The 15591-nt window shown below is 45.5% G+C and carries 13 protein-coding genes, 3 pseudogenes and 1 other annotated feature; of the genes and pseudogenes, 14 read left to right on the top strand and 2 right to left on the bottom strand.

Annotation, left to right across the window (positions count from 1 at the left end):
• Positions 1-24: 24 nt before the first annotated feature.
• From MOF34_RS05140 to MOF34_RS05125, 4 genes and pseudogenes are all read left to right on the top strand, one after another.
• Positions 25-285: pseudogene (locus MOF34_RS05140) on the top strand (cyclodextrin-binding protein); the annotation flags it as partial.
• Positions 281-721, top strand: a pseudogene (locus tag MOF34_RS05135) (ABC transporter permease subunit); the annotation flags it as partial. The pseudogenes MOF34_RS05140 and MOF34_RS05135, both read left to right, overlap by 5 nt.
• Positions 722-739: 18 nt before the next feature.
• Complete coding sequence (ganA, locus tag MOF34_RS05130) at positions 740-2803, top strand: beta-galactosidase GanA (protein ID WP_268398890.1); 2064 nt, start codon at positions 740-742, stop codon at positions 2801-2803.
• Positions 2804-2883: 80 nt separating this feature from the next.
• Entirely contained in the window at positions 2884-4191 is a 1308-nt protein-coding gene (locus tag MOF34_RS05125) for a glycoside hydrolase family 53 protein (protein WP_268398888.1), read from the top strand.
• 24 nt (positions 4192-4215) lie between these two features.
• On the opposite strand, the gene MOF34_RS05120 is transcribed toward MOF34_RS05125, so the two are convergent.
• Entirely contained in the window at positions 4216-5427 is a 1212-nt protein-coding gene (locus tag MOF34_RS05120) for a SpoIIE family protein phosphatase (protein WP_268398886.1), read from the bottom strand.
• Positions 5428-5463: 36 nt separating this feature from the next.
• Complete coding sequence (locus tag MOF34_RS05115) at positions 5464-6273, bottom strand: alpha/beta fold hydrolase (protein ID WP_268398883.1); 810 nt, start codon at positions 6271-6273, stop codon at positions 5464-5466.
• A gap of 271 nt (positions 6274-6544) precedes the next feature.
• Between MOF34_RS05115 and MOF34_RS05110 the strand changes: the two genes are divergently transcribed.
• The 10 genes and pseudogenes from MOF34_RS05110 (at position 6545) to MOF34_RS05065 (ending at position 15249) form a co-directional block, all read left to right on the top strand.
• Positions 6545-7450, top strand: a complete 906-nt coding sequence (locus MOF34_RS05110; RefSeq protein WP_268398881.1) for an ABC transporter ATP-binding protein — start codon at positions 6545-6547, stop codon at positions 7448-7450.
• Positions 7451-8188 (top strand): ABC transporter permease, encoded by a 738-nt coding sequence (locus MOF34_RS05105; protein WP_268398879.1) that lies wholly within the window; start codon positions 7451-7453, stop codon positions 8186-8188.
• Positions 8189-8191: 3 nt separating this feature from the next.
• Positions 8192-9307: a sensor histidine kinase gene (locus tag MOF34_RS05100; RefSeq protein WP_268398876.1), complete on the top strand. Its 1116-nt coding sequence runs from the start codon at positions 8192-8194 to the stop codon at positions 9305-9307.
• A 16-nt stretch (positions 9308-9323) separates the two neighbouring features.
• The gene (gene yvfU / locus MOF34_RS05095; RefSeq protein ID WP_268398874.1) at positions 9324-9926 is read left to right on the top strand and encodes a two-component system response regulator YvfU; all 603 of its coding nucleotides are present in this window, start codon (positions 9324-9326) and stop codon (positions 9924-9926) included.
• A gap of 121 nt (positions 9927-10047) precedes the next feature.
• Positions 10048-10377 carry a PadR family transcriptional regulator gene (locus MOF34_RS05090; protein ID WP_019715771.1) on the top strand — a complete coding sequence of 110 codons (330 nt, stop codon included), beginning with the start codon at positions 10048-10050 and terminating at the stop codon, positions 10375-10377.
• On the top strand, positions 10374-10991 hold the full coding sequence (locus tag MOF34_RS05085; protein WP_019715770.1) for a DUF2812 domain-containing protein: 618 nt from the start codon (positions 10374-10376) through the stop codon (positions 10989-10991). The genes MOF34_RS05090 and MOF34_RS05085 overlap by 4 nt, the downstream gene beginning before the upstream one ends.
• Before the next feature lie 174 nt (positions 10992-11165).
• Positions 11166-11882: a lactate utilization iron-sulfur protein LutA gene (gene lutA, locus MOF34_RS05080; RefSeq protein WP_268398872.1), complete on the top strand. Its 717-nt coding sequence runs from the start codon at positions 11166-11168 to the stop codon at positions 11880-11882.
• A 26-nt stretch (positions 11883-11908) separates the two neighbouring features.
• Positions 11909-13348, top strand: a complete 1440-nt coding sequence (gene lutB / locus MOF34_RS05075) for a lactate utilization iron-sulfur protein LutB (RefSeq protein WP_268398870.1) — start codon at positions 11909-11911, stop codon at positions 13346-13348.
• Positions 13348-14070: a lactate utilization protein LutC gene (lutC, locus tag MOF34_RS05070; RefSeq protein WP_268398868.1), complete on the top strand. Its 723-nt coding sequence runs from the start codon at positions 13348-13350 to the stop codon at positions 14068-14070. The genes lutB and lutC overlap by 1 nt, the downstream gene beginning before the upstream one ends.
• Before the next feature lie 144 nt (positions 14071-14214).
• A pseudogene (locus MOF34_RS05065) lies at positions 14215-15249 on the top strand (glycosyl hydrolase family 18 protein).
• 96 nt (positions 15250-15345) lie between these two features.
• Positions 15346-15581: a binding site (T-box leader), on the top strand.
• Positions 15582-15591 lie beyond the last annotated feature (10 nt).

Raw genomic sequence — 15591 nt, 5'->3', positions numbered from 1 at the left:
GCGAAAGGGTGACAGTAAGTGTAAATGGCGAAAAAGTATTTCTCACTCTTGCTCTGCGCGGCTGTCAGTTTATCCTTGGTGGCTTGCGGCCTAAAGGAAAGCAGCAGCGCCGTATCTAGTTCAAAAGAGGTCGGAGCTTGTCGTGTGGGAGGATAAAGAAAAAAGAGCATCGGCATGAAAGACGCCGTTGCCGCGTTTGAAACAGAGCATGATGTGAAAGTCAAAGTGGTTGAAAAACCGTATGCTCAGCAGTTTGAAGATTTGCGTATGGACGGTCCGGCTGGGAATGATCAATAGCCACTGGTTATTAAACTTGCTTTGTATCGGAGACCTGATCCCGATGAATACGTATTTGATGAAAAGGTACATGGATTCCATTCCGATGGATTTAGACGAAAGCGCCAAGATTGACGGGGCCAGCAGCACAAGAATTTTCTTCCAGATCATTCTGCCATTATCAAAACCGATGGCGGCAGTGGTCGCTATGAACGGCTTTACCGGCCCGCTCGGAGATTTTGTGCTGTCCTCAACGATATTGAGAACGCCTGCATCATATACATTGCCCATAGGTCTATTCAATTTAGTGAATGATGTCATGGGGGCCAGCTATACGACCTTTGCAGCCGGAGCCCTGCTTATCAGCATACCGGTTGCCGTCATCTTTATCATGCTGCAGAAAAATCTTGTGTCCGGATTAACCGCAGGGGGAACAAAAGGTTAAGAGAATAAGGAGGAGAATGTGATGTCAAAGCTTGAAAAAACGCACGTAACAGGGGCAAAATTTATGCTCCATGGAGGAGACTACAATCCTGATCAGTGGCTGGATCGTCCTGATATTTTAGCTGATGATATCAAGCTGATGAAGCTTTCTCATACGAATACGTTTTCTGTCGGCATTTTTGCATGGAGCGCGCTTGAGCCCGAGGAGGGCGTGTATCAATTTGAATGGCTTGATGATATTTTTGAACGGATTCACAGTATAGGCGGGAGGGTCATATTAGCAACACCAAGCGGGGCGCGTCCTGCCTGGCTGTCGCAAACGTATCCTGAGGTTTTGCGTGTCAATGCCTCCCGCGTCAAACAGCTGCACGGCGGAAGGCACAACCACTGCCTCACATCTAAAGTCTACCGTGAAAAAACGCGACACACCAATCGGTTACTAGCAGAACGATATGGCAATCATCCTGCGCTATTAATGTGGCATATTTCAAATGAATACGGTGGAGAGTGCCATTGCGAACAATGCCAGCATGCTTTCAGGGAGTGGCTGCAATCGAAATATGACAACAGCCTCAAGGCATTGAATCACGCGTGGTGGACTCCTTTTTGGAGCCATACATTCAATGACTGGTCACAAATTGAAAGCCCTTCGCCGATCGGTGAAAATGGCTTGCACGGCCTCAACTTAGACTGGCGACGGTTCGTCACCGATCAAACGATTTCGTTTTATGAAAATGAAATCGTTCCCCTGAAAGAACTGACACCTGATATTCCTATCACAACGAACTTTATGGCTGACACACCGGATTTGATTCCGTATCAGGGCCTCGATTACAGCAAATTTGCGAAGCATGTCGATGTCATCAGCTGGGACGCTTACCCGGTCTGGCACAATGACTGGGAAAGTACAGCTGATTTGGCGATGAAGGTCGGCTTTATCAATGACCTGTACCGAAGCTTGAAGCAGCAGCCTTTCTTACTAATGGAGTGTACGCCAAGCGCGGTCAATTGGCATAACGTTAACAAGGCGAAGCGCCCTGGCATGAATCTGCTGTCGTCCATGCAGATGATTGCCCACGGCTCGGACAGCGTTCTCTATTTCCAATACCGCAAATCGCGCGGGTCATCAGAAAAATTACACGGGGCAATCGTGGATCATGACAATAGCCCAAAGAACCGGGTCTTTCAAGAAGTGGCCGAAGTTGGTGAAACATTGGAACGGCTATCAGAAGTTGTCGGGACGAAGAGGCCGGCTGAAACGGCTATTTTATATGACTGGGAAAATCATTGGGCGCTCGAGGATGCTCAGGGGTTTGCGAAAGCGACAAAACGTTATGCGCAAACGCTTCAGCAGCATTACCGCACGTTCTGGGAACACGATATCCCTGTTGACGTCATTACAAAAGAACAAGATTTTTCACCATATAAACTGTTGATCGTCCCGATGCTATATTTAATCAGCGAAGACACCATTTCCCGTTTAAAAACGTTTACGGCTAACGGCGGCACCTTAGTCATGACATATATCAGCGGGATTGTAAATGAGCATGATTTAACGTACACAGGCGGTTGGCATCCGGATTTGCAAGCTATTTTCGGAATTGAGCCTCTTGAAACCGACACGCTGTATCCGAAGGATCGAAATGCTGTAAGCTATCGCAGCCAAACATATGAAATGAAGGACTATGCAACCGTGATCGATGTAAAGACCGCATCAGCTGAAGCGGTGTATCAAGAAGATTTTTACGCGCGTACGCCAGCGGTGACAAGCCATCAATATCAACAGGGCAAGGCGTATTTTATCGGTGCGCGTTTGGAGGATCAATTTCACCGGGATTTTTATGAAGGACTCATCTCAGACCTGTCTCTTTCTCCTGTTTTCCCGGTTCAGCATGGAAAAGGTGTCTCCGTACAAGCGAGGCAGGACAAAAACAATGATTATATTTTTGTCATGAATTTTACCGAAAAGAAGCAGCTCGTCACATTCGGTCAGAGCGTGAAGGATATGATGACAGGAGAAATATTATCAGGCGACCTGACGATGGAAAAGTATGAAGTGAGAATCGTCGTACACACACATTAGGCTGATGCTCCGCTCGATATGGGCGGATTCTTTTTCTAGCATATTTAGAAAAGCGCTTACTTTAGAGTGGGGGTGGAATCATGAGGAGCAGAGTGAAATTGTTCTTTACGGCTGCCATCGTGTGGGGTGCATTCAATTCAACGGGATATGCCTCTGCCATTGAGGGGGAGAAACATGTGCCAGAGCCTCGGACAAATGATCTTTTCGTTAAAAAAGTAGAGGGCATGAACAAGGGCTTTATCAAAGGGGCAGATGTGTCCAGTGTTATTGCTCTAGAAAACAGTGGAGTCACCTTTTACAATACAAGCGGAAAACGCCAGGACATTTTTACAACCTTAAAACATGCTGGCATCAACTATGTTCGCGTCCGCATCTGGAATGACCCGTATGATTCAAATGGCAATGGGTATGGAGGGGGAAACAATGATGTTCAAAAAGCCATCGAAATCGGAAAAAGGGCCACAGCAAATGGAATGAAGGTGCTGGCAGACTTTCATTATTCTGATTTTTGGGCCGATCCTGCAAAACAGAAGGTACCCAAAGCTTGGGCGACTCTCAGCTTTGAAGCTAAAAAAACAAAGCTCTATGAGTATACGAAACAAAGCCTGCAAAAGATGATCAAGGAAGGTGTCGACATCGGCATGGTTCAAGTCGGAAATGAAACGACAGGGGCATTTGCAGGTGAAACCGATTGGGCGAAAATGAGCCAATTGTTTAATGAAGGAAGCCGAGCGGTCAGAGAGACAGACCCAGGCATTTTCATCGCACTGCATTTTACCAATCCTGAAACGGCAGGAAGGTATTCATTTATTGCAGAAACACTCAGCAAAAACAAAGTGGATTATGATGTGTTTGCCAGTTCGTATTATCCTTTCTGGCACGGCACATTACAGAATTTGACCTCTGTGCTGAAGGCAGTCGCCGATACATACGGCAAAAAAGTCATGGTGGCGGAGACATCATACACCTATACCGCTGAGGATGGCGATGGGCATGAAAATACAGCGCCAAAAAGCGGGCAAACACTGCCATATCCAAATTTCGTTCAAGGGCAGGCGAATGCACTACGAGATGTGATGCAGGCCGTAGCGAATACAGGCACGGCAGGACTTGGCGTTTTCTATTGGGAGCCGGCGTGGATTCCAGTCGGGCCAAAAACACAAGTAGAGAAAAACAAAGTGCTGTGGGAAACATACGGGTCAGGCTGGGCCTCCAGCTTTGCTGCTGAATATGATCCTGAAGATGCCGGGAAGTGGTATGGGGGAAGTGCTGTGGATAACCAAGCTTTGTTTGATGTTAACGGACACCCGCTGCCTTCCTTGCAGGTGTTTCATTATGCGGAGTCAGGCCATACCCCCGAAGAAGCGCTGAAACATAAAAATCCATGAGATGTACCTATCTCATGGATCATTTTATTTTAAATCAACTAGTATAAAACATTCGTCATCACTTTTATGATGGGCTTCCTTATGATGATGCAGTGATGTAAGGATTTTCTCTTTCAGATCAGTAATAGGCAAATCGGGATGATCCTTTAATAAATCAAATAAATAACATGAAGCCGTAGGGTCCATCACGCCATCCGTATACAAAAGGAGCCTTCCCCCCTCAGTGTATGGAAGGCTGCTAGAATGAAACACCGTGTCTTCAAACATCCCGATCGGAGGCGCGGTAGCGTATAGCGGATTTTGGGTTCCGCTGGCGCCCTGCCATAATGCCGGCGGATGTCCTGCGTTGACATAATCAATTTTTTGCCGGGCTGTATCAATCTCAAGATAAATGGCCGTGCAATAATGTCTAGCTTCCTCATCATTTTGAAACAAGCTGTGGATGTGGCGGTCTAATTCCTTCATGACTTTGACGGGACTGAGACCTTGCGTGATCTGGCGCTGGAACAAAGGATGAAGAGACATCGTAATCATAGCAGATGAAATCCCATGGCCCATTACGTCAAGGATAATAATGCCGTAGCGAGTGGCATCGATTTGATAGAATCCGTATAAATCCCCCGATAACTCACTGGATGCTTTGTAATAAGCGTCAATCTGAATTTGATCGTTTACAATCGATTCAGTCAACGAGTTTTCTTGGATCTTTCTGGCGAGCTCAAGCTCTCTTTTGGTATTTAATTTAAATTGCTGATTTTGTTTGTTGGTCTCAAGAAGTTCTTCTTGTTTGGCCTTCAGCGTGCCCAAGGCAATTTCTAACTCCGCATTGGCTTTCTGCTTGGCAAGCAAAGCTTCCTGGGCCGCGTTTTTGGCCATCAGCAGCTCATTTTCATATTCATTTCGCTTCCGCATCGGAATCAGAACACACTCGGTCATAGTTGCTCCGTGATCAGCTCGCACAACGGCATTGACAAGAACTGGGATTTCTTCTCCGTCTCTTGTATTCAAGGACATGTACATTTCTTCGATGCTGTGCTCCAGCTTTAAAAGCGGAACAAAATAAAGCTGGTAGAAAAGCTGTGCGGAAACGGTCAAAATTGTATCTATATGCTGGCCGATAACCTGTTCATGCTCATAGTTCAAAATGTTGAGCAGGGTACGGTTGACTGCTACTATCGAACCCTCTTCTGACAAAGTGAGAAAACCACATGGTGCATTATTCAATTGTTTGTCCATTTAGAGGGTCACCTCTATCCCTTTCGTTCCTCTATATCACACGTGTACTTTCAAATAATCGTGGATCAGTTGTATTGTTTCTTCAGGATGGCTCATGTGAGGGCAATGTCCGCGAGCTTCCATTTGTTTCAGACTGCTATTAGGCAGATGTTTATGCATATACTCACCTACTGTTGCAGGAGCAATGATATCATCTGCGCATTGAAGAATAAAAGAGGGAACTGCTACCTTCGAAAGATCCTCCCGATGATCTGAAAAAAATGCGGCTTTCGCGAATTGGCGGGCAATTACAGGATCAGTGGAACAAAAACGGCTTTCAAGCTCTTCCTTGATTTCAGGCCGATCTGGCTGATTCAGAATGGTAGCTGCAAATACAGTAGCCCAGCCTATATAATTTTTCTCCATCATCTCCAGCAAACCAAGAAGCTGCTCCTCCTCAAATCCTCCGTAATACTCAGGCGGATCATTTAAATAGCAAGGAGAAGGTCCCACCATCACGATATGTGAGAACAGCTCCGGGCGGCGGATGGAAGCCAGCATGCCAATGACAGCCTCAACAGAGTGCCCCACAAACACTGCCTTTTCCAGATCTAAAGCTTCACAAACATCAAGAACATCTTGGGCATAGCCATCAAGTGTCCTGTAACGATTCGGGTCATATGCGCGTAAATCCGAATTCCCCGAACCGACATAATCAAATAAAATAACCCGATACTCTTCTTCGAAGGCTGGTGCCACGGCATTCCACACACTTTGATCACACCCAAAACCAGGTGCGAAAATGATAGATGCTTTGCCGTTACCACTCACCTTCACATGATTTCGAGACAAAATCGCTTTGTTCATGATTGGCTCCTTTCAGCCGGAAAATAAAGTTCAATATGTATATCATACCACTCATAGGTTGTAATAGTGTGTTTTTCAATAAAAGTTAGTTTAAAAGAAAAAGACGGCATAGGCAAGCTAGCTGAATTGAAAGATGGAGAGAGGATGGATTGTCTAGAACACGGCGGTAAGAAAGAATATGACATATGTCACTTTGATATCATGACACCCTATACTAACGCCATCTTCTCCGTCATTTTACAATCAATGTAAGTAATCAGGAGGTGCTCATGTGATGAATGAGGCAGTATCAGTAAGCAATGTGACGAAACATTTTCAGCAAAAAACAGCTGTAAACAACATCAGCTTCAGCATTGAAAAAGGAGAAATTGCAGCCATTCTCGGGCCGAATGGGGCAGGGAAGACGACCGTTATCTCTATGATATTAGGATTGCTGAAACCAAGCGAGGGAGATATCAAACTATTTAACCGCGTACCCAATGATCAACAGGTGAGGGAAAAGATGGGCGCGATGCTTCAGGACGTGAGTGTCATGCCGGGTCTAAAGGTGAATGAAATCCTCGAACTCTTCCGAAGCTATTATCCGCATCCATTATCTATGAAAGAACTCGTTGCGTTAACAGCACTCACAAAAGATGATTTGAAAACAAGAGCAGAAAAATTATCAGGCGGACAGAAACGTCGTTTGAGCTTTGCTTTGGCTCTTGCCGGGAACCCGGAGCTGCTTATATTCGATGAACCTACAGTCGGAATGGACACATCTTCAAGACATCGATTCTGGCAGACCATTCATGGACTGGCGGACCAAGGAAAAACGATTATTTTTTCAACTCATTACTTACAGGAAGCGGATGATGCCGCTCAACGAATCTTATTTTTTGCTGACGGGCGCCTTGTAGCAGACGACTCGCCAATACAAATCCGCTCAAGGATTCAAAAACAGTCTGTTTCTTTTACGCTCCATTCAGATGAATCATTGGAAAGGCTGTCCCGTCACCCGGAAGTAGAGCAAGTAATCCAAAAGCATAAGAGAACCATCATCCACACATCAAATACAGATAAAGTGTTAGCGCTGATCTTTCAAGAAAACATACATGCACGCGATATCCAGGTTGAGCAAGGAACGCTCGATGAGGCATTTCGCCAGCTGGCTGACGGAAGCAGGGAGGGAATCTGAGTGAACATGCTGCAAAAGCAAAGCATCGCTGAAATGAAAAGGGTGCTGAGGAATAAGTACTTTGTGCTTTGGTCCCTGATCATGCCGATTGCTTTTTATTATCTTTTTACAAATGTAGTAAATACCAACGTACCTGATCAACGCGCATGGGACGCCCATTACTTAATGTCGATGACAGTCTTCAGTGTGATGGGATCCTCTATCATGACGCTTGGCATCCGTATGGTTCAAGAACGGTCACAAGGCTGGACAGCTTTTGTCCGCATTACGCCTCTTCCGGATCATATCTATTTATCAGCTCAGATGATCGGCCAAAGTGTGATTCACGTTTTATCCATTACCGTCATTTTTCTGTTCGGCGCAATTATCAATGATATTGCCTTGTCACCGTTTGAATGGTTTATGAGCGGATTATGGATTTTGTTGGGCGCATTGCCGTTTTTAGCGTTAGGCACACTCATCGGCCTCATGAGAAAAGTAGAAACAGCAGCCGGAATCAGTAACGTGCTTTACATGCTGCTCGCTTTAGGCGGGGGCATGTGGATGCCGTTTGAGGTTATGCCTGATATGATGCAGAACATTGGCCGCTGGCTTCCGTCTTATCATTTCGGGAGCGGGGCGTGGGAACTTGTCCGAGGCGGGAGCCCAACCTGGAAGAATATTCTGGTATTGATCGCTTATTTGACGATCTTTATGCTACTATCTAAATATATAAGAAGAAAACAAGAAGCGGTGTAATATATGAAAAAGGCAATATCCATTTTCCCGAAGCAATTCGGGTTTTTCCCTTATATCTTTCTGGTGTACACGGCTATGCCGTTCCTCTCTTTATTGAAAGAATCAGGCATCAAACAGGTGATGGGATATGTCATGCTGATCTTTTTTGTCATGGCATATCGCCAGTTGTTCTGCAGTGTGGACAGAGCTTCGTTTACGTATTGGCTTATCGTGCAAATGGCGGTTATCTTAATCTATAGTGTGTTTTACAATATCACCTATATCTATTTAGGTTTTTTCCCGGCAAACTTTGTTGGTTATTACAAAGAGAAAACAAAGTTTAACCGTGCGTTCTGCGGTTTACTCTTTATGCTGCTATTTCCATGTTGTTATCAATTACTTGCGAATTCGGCCTCGCTCCGGGAGCTTTTTTCTGTTCTCCCGTTTCTTGTCATCATGCTCATTTCTCCATTCGGGATCCGTTCTTTGTTTCGGAGAATTGAACTCGAAACCAAGCTTGCCCAAGCCAACGAACAGATAAAAGAACTCTCTAAAAGGGAGGAGCGCGTCCGAATCGCCCGTGATCTTCACGATACCCTCGGCCATACTTTGTCGCTGCTTACATTAAAAAGCCAGCTGATTCAGCGGCTGGCAACATCTGATTCAGAACGGACCCGGCTTGAAGCAAAAGAAATGGAAACAAGTTCACGAGCCGCACTCAAGCAGGTTCGTGAGCTTGTTTCTGATATGCGAACAGTTACCATGACGGAGGAGCTCGCCAACATTCAGCACATATTAAGAGCGGGAAACATTACCTTTCAATACGAAGGGGACGAAGACTTTTCAGCAATATCTCCCGTCACGCAAAATATTATTAGCATGTGTATGCGGGAAGCCGTGACCAATATCATCAAGCACAGCAATGCCACCCACTGCGCCATCACCATTGCCCGGTTTGCTGACAAAATGCGGATTGTCATACGGGATGACGGAAAGGGAGCGGCAAAGGTGAAAACGTTTGGGAATGGCCTGTGGGGAATGGAAGAACGGCTCATGCTCATTGAAGGGGGATTAACGCTTTCAGCTCATAACGGAACGGTTGTGACACTGACAGTTCCCCTTATTAAAAAAGCAGAATGATAGGAGGGCGAAGGAAATGATTCGTCTGTTTATTGCTGAGGACCAGCGAATGCTTTTAGGCGCTTTGGGATCTCTGCTTGATTTAGAAGAGGATATGACAGTCATCGGACAAGCATTAAACGGGGAAGAGGCGCTAAAAGCCATTTTGAAGCTGGAGCCTGATGTATGCATCATGGACATTGAAATGCCGGTTCGAAGCGGGCTGGATGTGGCGGAGGAATTAATGCAAAAAGGCTGCGGCAGCAAGGTTATTATTTTAACCACTTTTGCCCGCCCCGGATATTTTGAACGCGCCGTCAAAGCCGGCGTACATGGCTACCTGCTGAAAGACGGCGAAATTGACGATCTGGCCGACGCCATCCGAAAGTGTATAAAGGGAAAACGAGCCTTCAGCCCGGAGCTGACGTTTAATATGATGCGAGACGAAAATCCGCTTACAGTAAGGGAGCAAGAAATTCTGCGGCTGGCGGCTTTAGGCAAGACAACAAAAGATATTACACTGGAACTCTATTTATCTCAAGGCACAGTCCGAAACTATATATCAGAAATCATCCACAAGCTCGATGCGAAAAATCGAACAGAAGCAGCCAGCATTGCTGAGGAAAAGGGCTGGATTTAATGGACACCTGGTTATTAATAGCCAGGTTTTTTGTGTTCATCTGGTCATGTATGGTTGCAATATTCAGTATAACTGTATATGATAAAATTATACAGTTATACTGAATATTGGAGGCTGCTGCATGAAAGAAAATAAGCATTTGCCGCTGACTGAGACTGTTTACTATGTTCTTTTGTCTTTGTTACATCCTGCTCACGGTTACATCATTATGCAAAATATTGAAAAGCTTAGCGGCGGAAGAGTGAAAATGGCGCCTGGAACTCTTTATGGAGCAATTGAAAACTTATTGAAGCATCAATTGATCGAGCCTTATCCAAGTGAAGATCGCCGCAGAAAAACATATATCATCACTGAACTTGGAAGAAATGTGTTGTGGAAGGACATGGAGAGAATGGAGCAGTTGGTTGACATAACGAGGCAAGAAGTAAATAAAAAGGGGGAGACCAAATGAAAAAATACAGATATTTTATGGACATAGACAGTGAGGAAAAATGGCTAAATAAGATGGCAGATAAGGGGTGTGAATTAAAAGGGAAATGTTTTTTATCCTATTGTTTTTCAGATGAAGCATCCTCAGACAACTCTACCATCAAAATAGACTATCGCACCTTTAAACATCCGGGAGATTTTACTGATTATCGAACTCTTTTTGAAGACAGCGGATGGAAGCATCTTTTCAGTTCACAGGGCCTGCATTATTTTAGAAAAGAGAACGCCAGTGCATCAGACGATATTTTTTCTGATACAGAATCCAGAGCTGGAAAATATAAACGCCTGTTGCAATCGTACTTTGCACTTTATTTTATATTCTTATCCTTCATCCCGATTCTCTTTACTACCAATGCTTTGACAGCTGACTTATTTATCCGTCCCCAGAGTTTGTATTATACGCCGGGCCTGTGGGATAAGACGGGAGTAGCTTTTATCAGCGCCTTTTTGTTTGAAACACCTTTTGCACTGATGAGAGGGGGAGCGGGCTGGATTGTACTTCTAAGCACGCTTAGCTTCTTTTATTTATTTGTGAAAACATATACAAGATACAGAAAGTTCCTGTATAGCCGTTAAAAAGTGTATAGTGCTATGAACGTCTGTCCAGTAAAACAGGCGTTTTTTTATGCCGGAATGTTAAGAAAGCCCTTTCCTTCCATTGTCAGAATAGTGTACGATATTCATATAGTTATTTTAACTCAGGTCATCAGATGACCGGACCATATATTGGGGATGAGAGAGGGGTTCATCATGAAAGTCTCACTTTTTGTCACTTGTCTTGTTGATATGTTTCAAACAAATGTTGGAAAAGCAACGGTTGAGCTGCTCGAGCGGCTTGGATGTGAGGTTGATTTTCCAGAGGGGCAGATTTGCTGCGGGCAGCCGGCTTACAACAGCGGCTATGTGAATGATGCCAAAAAAGCAATGAAACGGATGATTGAAACGTTTCAGGATTCCGAATATGTCGTCAGCCCTTCCGGTTCCTGCACGACGATGTTCCGGGAGTATCCGCACCTCTTTCGGGATGACTCGAAATGGGCCGATAAAGCGCGAAAGCTTGCCGATAAAACGTATGAACTGACGGATTTTATCGTGAACGTCCTTGGGGTAGAGAATGTCGGCGCGGCCCTTCATACAAAAGCCACCTTACATACGTCGTGCCATATGACAAGGCTGCTCGGGGTTCAAGAGGAGCCAATGAAGCTTCTGAGTCATGTGAAGGGGCTAGAATTGACAGCGCTTCCGGGCAAACATAACTGCTGCGGATTCGGAGGAACGTTCTCCGTCAAAATGGCACAGATCTCTGAGCAGATGGTCGATGAAAAAGTCGCATGTGTGGAGGAAACGGGAGCAGAGGTGCTGATCGGTGCGGACTGCGGCTGCTTGATGAATATCGGGGGACGGCTTGATCGTAAAGACAAGAATGTCAAAGTGATGCACATCGCCGAAGTGCTCAACAGCAGATAAAACTGGATTCAGAGGGGGAAAGGATCATGGCGATGAAAATCGGTACTGACGCTTTTAAAGAGCGGGTATCACAGGGGATCGATAATGAATTTATGAGAGGCGCTGTTTCGGGGGCGCAGGAGCGTTTGCGGACACGGCGCCTTGAAGCAGCCGAAGAGTTGGGAAACTGGGAAGAGTGGCGTTCGCTATCAGAGGAAATTAGGCAGCATGTTCTTGAAAACCTCGATTTCTATCTCGGCCAGCTAGCCGAAAATGTGGCGAAAAGAGGGGGGCATGTCTATTTCGCGGAAACAGCGGAAGAGGCGTCTTCTTATATTCGCGATGTCATTCAAAAGAAGAACGGGAAGAAAATCGTAAAATCAAAATCAATGGTCACAGAGGAAATCAATCTGAATGAGGTGTTGGAACAGGAAGGCTGCGAAGTCGTTGAAACCGACCTCGGCGAGTATATTCTGCAGATTGATGATCATGATCCGCCATCACATATCGTAGCGCCAGCCCTTCATAAAAATAAAGAACAGATACGTGATGTATTTAAAGAAAGACTGGACTATCAACATACAGAAAAACCGGAAGAGCTAGTGATGCATGCGCGCGCCATCCTCCGGGAGAAGTTTCTGGAAGCGGATATCGGCATTACCGGCTGTAACTTCGCCATTACTGATACGGGTTCTGTCAGCCTTGTGACCAATGAAGGAAATGGGCGGCTTGTGAGCACCTTGCCGAAAACACAAATCACCGTGATGGGAATGGAGCGGATTGTTCCGTCATTTTCAGAATTTGAAGTGCTTGTCAGCATGCTGACAAGAAGCGCTGTCGGACAGCGGCTGACAAGTTACATTACGGCTTTAACAGGCCCTAAGCTGGAAGGGGAAGTGGACGGGCCCGAGGAATTCCATCTTGTCATTGTGGACAATGGCCGGTCCAATATTCTTGGAACGGAATTCCAGTCTGTGCTGCAATGTATCCGCTGTGCCGCCTGTATCAATGTTTGTCCTGTGTACCGCCATGTCGGCGGACACTCATACGGCTCTATCTATTCGGGGCCGATCGGAGCGGTTTTATCACCGTTGCTCGGCGGTTATGACGATTTTAAGGAGCTGCCGTACGCGTCTACATTGTGCGCGGCTTGTTCAGAAGCCTGTCCGGTCAAAATTCCGCTTCATGAGCTGCTTCTCAAGCATCGCCAGAACATCGTTGAAAAAGAAGGCAGAGCGCCGATCAGTGAAAAGCTTGCGATGAAAGCGTTCGGACTTGGCGCGTCATCTTTACCGCTCTATAAAATGGGCTCAAAATGGGCACCAGCCGCCATGACGCCTTTTACAGAGGACGAAAAAATTTCGAAAGGGCCCGGCCCACTCAAAAGCTGGACACAGATCCGTGACTTCCCAGCACCGCATAAATCGAGATTCAGAGATTGGTTTACAGACAGAGAAACAAGTGAACGCACGAAGGAGGAGCAGTGATGACGAAGGGAACCGTTCAGAATCAGGAGAGCTTTTTAAACCGGATCGCATCACGTCTGGGCCGTGAAAGAAGAACAGGAGGCGTGGCAGTTCCTGAGTGGGCGCATCAACCGCAGTATCAAACACTTAAAGGGTATTCAACGGATGACTTAGTCACAGTCCTCAAAAACCATTGTGTCAAAATCCATACAGAGCTTATTGAAACGGATTCAACCAGCCTATACGATGCCCTCCGCGAGCAGGTCAGCAGGTTTTCCGGAGGCCCTGTCATTATTCCAAAGGACCCCCGCTTTGACGCATACGGACTAAAAAGCCTTCTCGCCAAAGACTGGCCGAACGATGGAACGCCGGTCTGGGAGTGGGATGCTGCTAAAGGCGAAGAAAATATCAAAAAAGCGGAGCAAGCCAATGTAGGTATAACATTCAGTGAGATCACACTGGCAGAGTCGGGGACGGTTGTTCTCTTTTCCTCAAAAGACATCGGCCGGTCTGTCAGCCTTCTGCCGACGACCTATATTGCGATTGTCCCGAAATCAAGCATCGTGCCGAGAATGACGCAAGCCAGTGATATTATCCGCCAAAACATTGCGGACGGCGTCACTGTTCCCTCATGCATCAACTATATTACTGGACCGAGCAACTCAGCCGATATTGAAATGGATTTGGTTGTCGGGGTGCACGGACCAGTAAAAGCCGCATACATTCTCGTCTCGGACCGCTGATTATAAAAGCCCGGCAGCATATGCCGGGCTTTTAGCATGTCGACAAACCCTCGCATTCGTTGTGCCTCCAATACCCCAAAAAACTTCAATTATCCGATTTTTTGGCCGATGAGAAGAGTATGACTTGAAAAAGGAGGAAATACGATGAAAAAATGGCTGATTATAGCTGTTTCACTGGCAATTGCGATCGTGCTGTTTATGTATACAAAAAATGAAGCGAAGGCAGCCGGCGTGACATTAAATTACACGACTGGGGATACGGCCTCATACAATTCTCTTACGAAATATCATACATACATGAATTCCATCGCTACAGATACGTTTGCGTTTGAAAAAAACGGACATGTTATTGGCGAAGCCCCAGGCAAGCAGCTAACATATGCGAACAAGAAAAAAATCAAAACATGGGCTGTCATTTCAAACTATAATGACGCCATTTACGATTTTGACGGTGATTTAGCCAAGCGGGTCATGAGTAATAAAACACAGCGAAAAAACGATTCACAGATCAGCTAATAGCACTTGCCAAAAAGCACTTATACTACGGTATCAATATCGATTTTGAAGCAGTGAATCCAGCAGACCGATCCAAATACTCACGCTTCATCAAAGATGTCTCGCAGGCCCTGAAAAAGAAACATATTAAAACAATGGTTTCTGTTCCCGCCAAAAGCGCCGATGATCAAAAGGATGACTGGAGCTGGCCGTATGATTATGCCAAAATCGGTAAATATGCGGATTGCGTGCAGGTGATGACTTACGATGAACACGGGATTTGGGGCGATCCGGGATCAGTGGCGAGCACAAGCTTTATCAAAAGCTCTCTACAGTTTTCAGTCAAAAAAATCAAAGACAATAAAGTCATCATGGGAATCCCGGCTTACGGCTATGACTGGGATGTGTAAGACGGAAGCGGCAGCACAATGTGGGAATGGAATGAACTCAAGTCCCTTATCAAAAAACAGAAAGCAGAGCCGGCATTCAACAAAAATTAGGTTCGATGACGTTTTCTTACGTTGACAAAAAAAGCATAAACATGTCGTGTGGTATGAAAACGAAAAAACCGTTCAAACGAAAAGCCACCTGGCAAAGCAATATAAAATAGCAGGTGTCTCAGTCTATGCATTAGGAAACGAGTCAGAATCCTTTTGGAAAGCCATTCAAAAAGGGATAAAATAACAATTTCTTTTTTTCTGAAGTTATTGACAGGGAAAAGAGAAGCACGTATATTATGTTAATATATTTAGATCATAAAATTTAATTTTTTCAGAAAACGAAAACACATAGATTGGGAGCAGTAAAAGAAAGGTATCAGAACAGAGAGCTGCGGGATGGTGCGACGCAGCCTGATTCTTCTTTGACCTCGCCCGGGAGTGGTAAGACGAAACGGAATAGATTGAATATTCCCCATGTTTTAACGGATAACCTTCGTTACAGGTCAAAAGCTGGATTCTTCATGAAGAATCAACAAGAGTGGTACCGCGGTCAGCCGAAGGCTCGTCGTCTCTTTATCTATTAGAT

This window comes from Bacillus sp. T17B1, from assembly GCF_026796395.1.
GTDB classification, from domain to species: Bacteria; Bacillota; Bacilli; order Bacillales; family Bacillaceae; genus Bacillus; species Bacillus spizizenii_A.
Note: the sequence above shows the minus strand (reverse complement) of the source record. Positions and strands in the feature narration are given on the sequence as shown.

Coding starts and splice junctions, on each gene's coding strand:
- MOF34_RS05120 (WP_268398886.1), bottom strand. CDS start 5,427: ATGGACAAACAATTGAATAATGCACCATGTGGTTTTCTCACTTTGTCA.
- MOF34_RS05090 (WP_019715771.1), top strand. CDS start 10,048: ATGAAAGAAAATAAGCATTTGCCGCTGACTGAGACTGTTTACTATGTT.
- MOF34_RS05100 (WP_268398876.1), top strand. CDS start 8,192: ATGAAAAAGGCAATATCCATTTTCCCGAAGCAATTCGGGTTTTTCCCT.
- MOF34_RS05125 (WP_268398888.1), top strand. CDS start 2,884: ATGAGGAGCAGAGTGAAATTGTTCTTTACGGCTGCCATCGTGTGGGGT.
- yvfU (WP_268398874.1), top strand. CDS start 9,324: ATGATTCGTCTGTTTATTGCTGAGGACCAGCGAATGCTTTTAGGCGCT.
- MOF34_RS05085 (WP_019715770.1), top strand. CDS start 10,374: ATGAAAAAATACAGATATTTTATGGACATAGACAGTGAGGAAAAATGG.
- lutB (WP_268398870.1), top strand. CDS start 11,909: ATGGCGATGAAAATCGGTACTGACGCTTTTAAAGAGCGGGTATCACAG.
- lutC (WP_268398868.1), top strand. CDS start 13,348: ATGACGAAGGGAACCGTTCAGAATCAGGAGAGCTTTTTAAACCGGATC.
- MOF34_RS05115 (WP_268398883.1), bottom strand. CDS start 6,273: ATGAACAAAGCGATTTTGTCTCGAAATCATGTGAAGGTGAGTGGTAAC.
- lutA (WP_268398872.1), top strand. CDS start 11,166: ATGAAAGTCTCACTTTTTGTCACTTGTCTTGTTGATATGTTTCAAACA.